The following is a 6,813-nucleotide window of genomic DNA, read 5'->3' on the forward strand; positions in this document are numbered from 1 at the left end:
CTCCTTGTCAAACCAGGTAATCGCGCAGGGCGAGCTGCACGCAGGGTGTGTCGAGCAGCGAGCTGTTGTGGAAGAACTTGACGATGTTGCCCACCAGCGGATGGTGGCGATTGATTGGAAAGGCCAGCCCGGCCATTTCATCCCTGAGCGAACGGCGCGTGGCCTCGCTGACCGGCAGTGCGTCGATCAGGCGCAGGTCGAAGGCTTTCTGGATGTCGTTGGTCAGGTAATGGCCGATGAACACCGGCAGAATCTGCGCGATGGTTTCGCGATCCGCCGCGTTAGCGGTGTGCCAATAGATGCGCACCATCCGCGCCCAGAAACTCGAATGGCGACCCTCATCGAGCAAGTGATCGGCCATCAGACCTTTGATCGACGGCTTGACCGTGTCGTCCCGGGCGAACGCCGCGACATCGCCGGTCACGGTGTTTTCAGCGATGGCCACGCAGATCAATTCCACTGCGCTGCGCAGATGTTCCGGTGCCAGCGCTACAGCCGCAGGAATCGCCCGGCTCAACTCGATTTCATCGGGCAACTGAATCGGCTCGATGCCGGTCATCGCCACCGTTTGTTGCATGAAATCCATCGCCACCAGCGCGTGGTAATCCTCATCGACCACCACGGTCATCGCGTCGTAACGACAGGCAAACGGGAAGGCCACGGCGAAGCGATTCTTGGCGATGCTGCGCGCGGTCTTGTCGACGATCTCGGTCTCGAAAATCACCACGTCGTTGATGAATTTGTACAGCGTCTGCACCAAGGCGAAATCACGTTGTTGCGGGCACTCGCGCAAGAAGGTTTCACTGAGCACCAGCGGCTGGCGGCTGAGCGGATAGATCAAGCGCTCATCGTCTTCGAGCACGCGCCGCGGGCGAGTGCGGATGGTGGCGCGGTTCTCCCAGGCGTCGGCAAAGGATTGATAGTCGGCGGCGTTCATTGGGCCACCTCCGCCAACGGTTCGCGCATGCTCAGGCGCAGGCCGTCCCACAGGGCGATGCGACTCTCCACGGCGGCGATGGCGCTGGCGTAGACCTCGGCCTCGCGCTGCGGATCACCGTCGACCAGACGCTCAAGCAGGTGTTCTGCTGCCGGGCCGTGGTCTTCGGAGTCGACCTCGATGTGCCGTTTCAGGTAATAGCGGAAGGTCGGCGCCTGTTCGATGCCGATGCCCCAGTCGTCAAGAATGCGCTGGAACATGGTCGGGATCACGCTCTCGCGACCATGCAGAAATGCCGCCGCCACACTGTGTCCCGGCGCGTGCAGTGCGGTGCGCAAGGTGTCACGGACAAACTGCGCGGCGGCCGGATCAACCTCGACGCTTTGCAGCGCAACGTCATAGCTCACGCCTTCCTGTTGCAGGGCGACAAAGCGCTCCACCGCCGTGGTACTCGCGCCGATTTCGCGCATCGCATCCAGGTACAACTCGAAATGGCTGTAATGACCATCCGTCAGGCGATCATCCGATTCTTCACCCAGAACGATCTCGTTGATCAACCGGGCGGCGTGAGGATCACGCGGCGGTAACCACGGCAAGCGGGTGCAGGTCAGTTCCTGCTGCAGGCGTTTGGTCAGCGACATGAAATCCCACACGGCAAACACATGGGTTTCCATGAAGCGTTGCAATACCGATAGCGAAGTAATCTCGGAAAAGATCGGGTGAATGCTAAGTTCGGCTTTCTTCAGGGCGAGTTGGTTCTTGGTGGGCATCATGATGTCCTTTATCGTTGATATGTAATGGAACTGCTCGGGTAACTGCGCAATCTGTGAAACTACGACTTACTTGTTTTCTGTCGGCGGACGACAGCCTTCCTTCCTGATAGGTAAGTGCGGACCGGATATATCTGTGACATGGCTTCATGTCTGCCCATAAGGCGCTGCTGATGTGCCGCAGGCATTGGGCGGGTGCCGAAGTGAAAGGCGAAGTTCAAACTTGGCGAAGAAAAACTAATACACCGACAAAGTATTTAACAAGTACATTTTTAATTATTTTAAGTTTGCTGTTTTTTGAAGTTGAGGAGGCTCGATAAAACTTTTGGGTAAAGTTTTATTTGGGCGTAGTTACTCCTTTCGGCGAATAATGGCCAAAATTGATCGACAAGAGTGAATGCCTCACTCGAAGCAACTTTCCAGTAATAAGAGTTGAATGATTTAAAAGGGGCGGAAGTTGGCCGTGACCCCGCGCCATGACTTCCTTTTTCCCGTGGCAAGGCTCCTTCCGTAGGTTCCTGGTGCGGGGACTGCGCCGTCGGTGCGGCGCGTCGCCCGTTCTTTATGGGGTTGGCCGTTCAAGAGTGCGGGTAAATGAGCGCCACGGCTATTACCGATTCATCCACCGCGAGGTGCAAATTTCGGGCTGAACAGCGCAGGGAGGTTAGAGCGGGCAGGCGGATCCGCCCACCCGATGGCGGGCAGATCGCTTGGGGATTTGTAAGCGGGTGATTCGTGGGCGGCGCGCGCTCAGCGCGCGGCTTGGCGGCTTTGCGCGGCGGGGGTAGCGAGATAGCGGGTAATCACCTCAACGCCCCGATTGAGGTGCTGCTCGAGGAGGTTGATCGACAGTTCAATATCACGCTCACGGACGGCTTGCAGCATCGCCCGGTGATCGTCCTGGGACAATTTGCCCAGGCCCATGGCCTCAAGGTTGAAACGCAGAAAGCGCTCTTCTTCGTTGAGGCCGTCTTCGACCAGGCGCAGCAGGCGTTTATTGGGCGCCTTGCTGTACAGGGCCATGTGGAACAAACGGTTGAGCCGGCCGATTTCCGTGTAGTCGTGTTGTGCTTCAAGCTCTTCGATGTAAGCGGCTGCATGTGCGTGATCGGCAGCGGTCAACAGAGGAATCGACTGGCGCATGGCTTCGGATTCGAGGAGGATGCGCAGCTCGTAGGTTTCAGTGGCATCGCCTTGAATCAACGGCGCAACCACTGCACCTTTATGCGCAGTAACGCTGAGCAGTTCTTGGGCTTCGAGCTGGCGCAAGGCTTCGCGCACCGGCATGCGACTGACGCCGAACAGGTCGGCCAGATCCTGCTGGCGCAGCGCCGTGCCGCAGGGCAGACGACCATCGAGGATCGCCGAGCGCAGGGTTTCTTCGATCACCGACCGGGCCAGATGCGCAGGAATCGGTCCATCGACTTTAATGCTGTGCAGCGGTTTGGGCTTCTGTGTCACGACTACGCACCCTGTATGTCGGCCTGATTTGGATCCAAATGACACTAGTGATTGCTCTACAGGTTGTCAAACCTTGTAAAACACTGCGCTGTTAACTGAAGTTTAGCGCGGCGGCGATGATCTCATGGTGCCATTGTTTTTTTGCCGGCTAAGCTTCACCATCAAACGCTTTCCTTCCTGCCCCCGGAATCCTGCTGTGGCGGTACGTTTCGCGATCCCCCGGACGCTGCGCTGGCTAGGCTGCGCACTGCTGCTGGCCGGCGTCATGCTGGGCGGCCTGCATGCAGATTGGGATTTTTCCACGATCAGCCGCAAAGCCACGGCGCTCTACGGGCCGCTGGGTGCCGGGCAGCAGCGCATCGATGCCTGGCAGAATCTGCTGGCCACGCAGAAGCAAGTCAGCGAGATGGAAAAGCTCAAAGTGGTGAACCTGTTTTTCAACAAACAGGTGCGCTACGTCGAAGACATCGATCTGTGGCACGAGGTCGACTATTGGGAAACGCCGATCGAGGCGCTGTGGAAGGGCGCTGGCGACTGCGAAGACTATGCGATTGCCAAGTATTTCAGCCTGCGCCACCTCGGGGTTTCCAGTGACAAGCTGCGCATCACCTATGTCAAAGCGTTGCGCCAGAACCGCGCGCACATGGTCCTGACTTACTATGCCACGCCCGATGCCATGCCACTGGTGCTCGACAGCCTCATCGATCCGATCCAGCCGGCATCGCAGCGAACCGATTTGCTGCCGGTCTACTCTTTCAATGCTGAAGGTCTGTATTTGCCGGGCGCCAAGGGCAACAAAAAGGTCGGCGATACCAAACGCCTGTCACGCTGGCAGGATGTCTTGAAGAAAATGCAGGCCGAAGGTTTCCCGGTCGAGACGACTAACTAGGAGCACGCGCTCAGATGTCTTTGTTCAAACAGCTGTTGATCGCTATCTGTCTGTTCCTGGTTGTCGCCTTCACCGGCAGCTTCATGGTCAGTCTGGAGAGCTCGCGCACCCAGTACGTCAACCAGTTGCGCTCCCACGCGCAGGACGCCGCGACGGCTCTGGCCTTGTCGCTGACGCCGAATATCGACGACCCGGCGATGGTCGAGTTGCTGGTCAGCTCGATTTTCGACAGTGGCTACTATGCGAGTATCCGCGTAGTCGATCTGAAGACCGATCAGACCATCGTCGAGCGCAATGGCATTCCGGCGGTCAGCAATGTGCCGGACTGGTTCGTCAAACTGATCGGCCTGGAACCGGCCGGTGGCGATGCACTGGTCAGCCGTGGCTGGGAACAGGCGGCGCGGGTCGAGGTGGTCAGCCATCCGATGTTTGCCGTGGCCAAGCTGTGGCAGAGCGCATTGGGCAGCCTTGGCTGGCTGCTGATCTGCGGTGCGATCAGTGCCGTGCTCGGTGCGCTGCTGCTGCGCCGGCAATTGAAGCCGCTGGATTACATGGTCAAGCAGTCCCACGCCATCGCCCGTCGCGAATTCCTCAGCCTGCCGGAATTGCCGCGTACACCTGAGTTGCGCCGGGTGGTGCAGGCGATGAACCAGATGGTCGAGAAGCTCAAGGCGCTGTTTCAGGAGCAGGCCGAGCGCAGTGAAAAACTGCGGGCCGAGTCTTATCAGGACAACCTGACGGGGTTGGCCAACCGCCGCTATTTCGAGATGCAGTTGAACAATCGCGTGAGCAACCCGGAGCAGGCCAGTTCGGGTTACTTGCTGCTGTTGCGGGTCAAGGATCTGGCCGGGCTCAACCAGCGTCTGGGCGGTCAGCGCACCGATGAATTGTTGAAAGCGGTGGGCGAGCAATTGTCCCGCGAATGCGCCAAGTACCCGGAAACCCAGAACCTCGTCACGCGTATTCGTGGCGGTGAATTTGCCGTGCTGGCACCGGGGCTGGTCCGAGAAGAGGCGCTGCAACTGGCGCAGAACCTCGACAATGCCTTGAGCAGTCTGCACGCCACCGGCGCGACCGACGTCGCTGCCGTGGCGTCGATCGGCCTGGCGCCGTTCACTCACGGCGATTCGCCGCAACAGGTGCTGACCCTCGGCGATCAGGCGCTGGCGCAGGCCGAAGGGCAAGGCGAGCAGAACTGGGCATGCATCGATCAGAGTCTGACGGCGGATGTCGGCGACGATCACCACGCTTGGCATTGCTTGCTTGATCAGGCCTTGAGTCAGCAGCGTTTCGAGCTGTATTTCCAACCGGTGGTCGCCGCCGCCGACACGCAACTGGTGTTGCATTACAAAGTGCTCTCACGCTTGCTCGATGATCAGGGCCAGACCATCCCGGCCGGGCGTTTTCTGCCATGGCTGGAGCGCTTCGGCTGGACCGCGCGGCTGGATCGGCTGATGCTTGAGCGCGTGCTGGAGCAGATGAAAGAACATGAAGATTCGCTGGCGCTGAACCTGTCTTCGGCGACTCTGGCTGATCCGCAGGCGCTGAACAAAGTCTTCGAGATTTTGCGCGCGCATTCCAACCTTGGCGCGCGTCTGACCCTTGAGATCGGCGAGGAGCAGTTGCCGGAGCAGGCGGTGCTGGAGCAGTTGACCCGGCGCCTGCGTGAACTCGGGTTCTCCCTGAGTCTGCAGCGCTTTGGTGGTCGTTTCAGCATGATCGGTAATCTGGCGCGGCTGGGGCTGGCGTACTTGAAGATCGATGGCAGTTACATTCGTGCGATTGATCAGGAGAGCGACAAGCGTCTGTTCATCGAGGCGATCCAGCGCGCGGCGCATAGCATTGATCTGCCGCTGATTGCCGAGCGGGTCGAGACGCAAGGGGAGTTGGCGGTGATTCGCGAGATGGGTTTGTATGGGGTTCAGGGGCAGCTGTTTGGTGAGCCGAAGCCTTGGCGGTGAGTCATTGAAATTCCCTCACCCTAGCCCTCTCCCAGAGGGAGAGGGGACTGACCGTGCGATATTTATGTAATACGCCGACGTGAAAGAGCTCCGCTGAATCCATAATCGACCCGGTTTTTCAGGTCGATGTATAACGCCAGATACCTCGGTCGGCCCCCTCCCTCCGAGAGATACGCCTAAGTGAAAGAGCTCCGATGAATCCATAATCGACCCGGCTTTTCAGGTCGATGTAATACGCCAGACACCTCGGTCGGCCCCCTCCCTCCGAGAGATACGCCTAAGTGAAAGAGCTCCGCTGAATCCATAATCGACCCGGTTTTTCAGGTCGATGTATAACGCCAGATACCTCGGTCGGCTCCCTCTCCCTCCGGGAGAGGGCTGGGGTGAGGGCAGGCTTTTGATTACGGTGGATCAGATCAACCCGCCCTCATCCTCATCGATCAACTGGCTCAACCCACCCAACGCCTCACGCGCCTGTGTCCGGTCCATCAGTTTGGCCTGGGCCGCCGGTGGCAGGTCGGTGACGCGAATCACACCTTTCTGGGTCAGCACCTGAATCAAGTCGTCGAGTACCCGAATCATTTCAAAGTCGCTCTGCTTGAGCTGTTTCAGGCTGGTTTCCACCACTTCGTTGGCGAACCAGGCCTGGATTTCATGGCTGTCGGCCGGCAGCGTTTCCGTGGCCTCGGCGTAGGCCGCGGCTTCCACGCGAATCAACAGACCTTGCGCATCGCGTTGCACGTAAAACATTGAGCATCCCTCGGAAATGAACCAGCGTCATGCTGTCAGCAGCAT

Annotated in this window: 6 protein-coding genes; 2 read left to right on the forward strand and 4 right to left on the reverse strand. The window is 58.9% G+C overall.

The features are described 5' to 3' along the window. Positions 1–7: 7 nt before the first annotated feature. The 3 genes from ACRRSD_RS16060 to ACRRSD_RS16070 form a co-directional block, all read right to left on the reverse strand. Positions 8–937: a diiron oxygenase gene (locus ACRRSD_RS16060; protein WP_414893959.1), complete on the reverse strand. Its 930-nt coding sequence runs from the start codon at positions 935–937 to the stop codon at positions 8–10. Further along, positions 934–1,710, reverse strand: coding sequence for a DUF3050 domain-containing protein (locus tag ACRRSD_RS16065; RefSeq protein WP_435034258.1), 777 nt, complete (start codon positions 1,708–1,710; stop codon positions 934–936). The genes ACRRSD_RS16060 and ACRRSD_RS16065 overlap by 4 nt, the downstream gene beginning before the upstream one ends. Positions 1,711–2,457: 747 nt before the next feature. Next, positions 2,458–3,168 (reverse strand): GntR family transcriptional regulator, encoded by a 711-nt coding sequence (locus ACRRSD_RS16070; RefSeq protein ID WP_435034259.1) that lies wholly within the window; start codon positions 3,166–3,168, stop codon positions 2,458–2,460. A gap of 196 nt (positions 3,169–3,364) precedes the next feature. Between ACRRSD_RS16070 and lapG the strand changes: the two genes are divergently transcribed. Both lapG and lapD read left to right on the forward strand, forming a co-directional pair. Continuing rightward, positions 3,365–4,057 carry a cysteine protease LapG gene (lapG, locus tag ACRRSD_RS16075; RefSeq protein ID WP_095113878.1) on the forward strand — a complete coding sequence of 231 codons (693 nt, stop codon included), beginning with the start codon at positions 3,365–3,367 and terminating at the stop codon, positions 4,055–4,057. A gap of 14 nt (positions 4,058–4,071) precedes the next feature. Continuing rightward, positions 4,072–6,018, forward strand: coding sequence for a cyclic di-GMP receptor LapD (gene lapD, locus ACRRSD_RS16080; protein ID WP_435034260.1), 1,947 nt, complete (start codon positions 4,072–4,074; stop codon positions 6,016–6,018). 411 nt (positions 6,019–6,429) lie between these two features. Here lapD and ACRRSD_RS16085 read toward each other — a convergent pair whose 3' ends face one another. Continuing rightward, the gene (locus ACRRSD_RS16085) at positions 6,430–6,768 is read right to left on the reverse strand and encodes a hypothetical protein (RefSeq protein ID WP_007918987.1); all 339 of its coding nucleotides are present in this window, start codon (positions 6,766–6,768) and stop codon (positions 6,430–6,432) included. Between the last annotated feature and the right edge of the window lie 45 nt (positions 6,769–6,813).

The sequence above is a fragment of the Pseudomonas neuropathica genome, assembly GCF_051174785.1.
In the GTDB taxonomy this organism is placed as follows: Bacteria; Pseudomonadota; Gammaproteobacteria; order Pseudomonadales; family Pseudomonadaceae; genus Aquipseudomonas; species Aquipseudomonas neuropathica_A.

Coding starts and splice junctions, on each gene's coding strand:
- ACRRSD_RS16060 (WP_414893959.1), bottom strand. CDS start 937: ATGAACGCCGCCGACTATCAATCCTTTGCCGACGCCTGGGAGAACCGC.
- ACRRSD_RS16065 (WP_435034258.1), bottom strand. CDS start 1,710: ATGATGCCCACCAAGAACCAACTCGCCCTGAAGAAAGCCGAACTTAGC.
- lapD (WP_435034260.1), top strand. CDS start 4,072: ATGTCTTTGTTCAAACAGCTGTTGATCGCTATCTGTCTGTTCCTGGTT.
- ACRRSD_RS16085 (WP_007918987.1), bottom strand. CDS start 6,768: ATGTTTTACGTGCAACGCGATGCGCAAGGTCTGTTGATTCGCGTGGAA.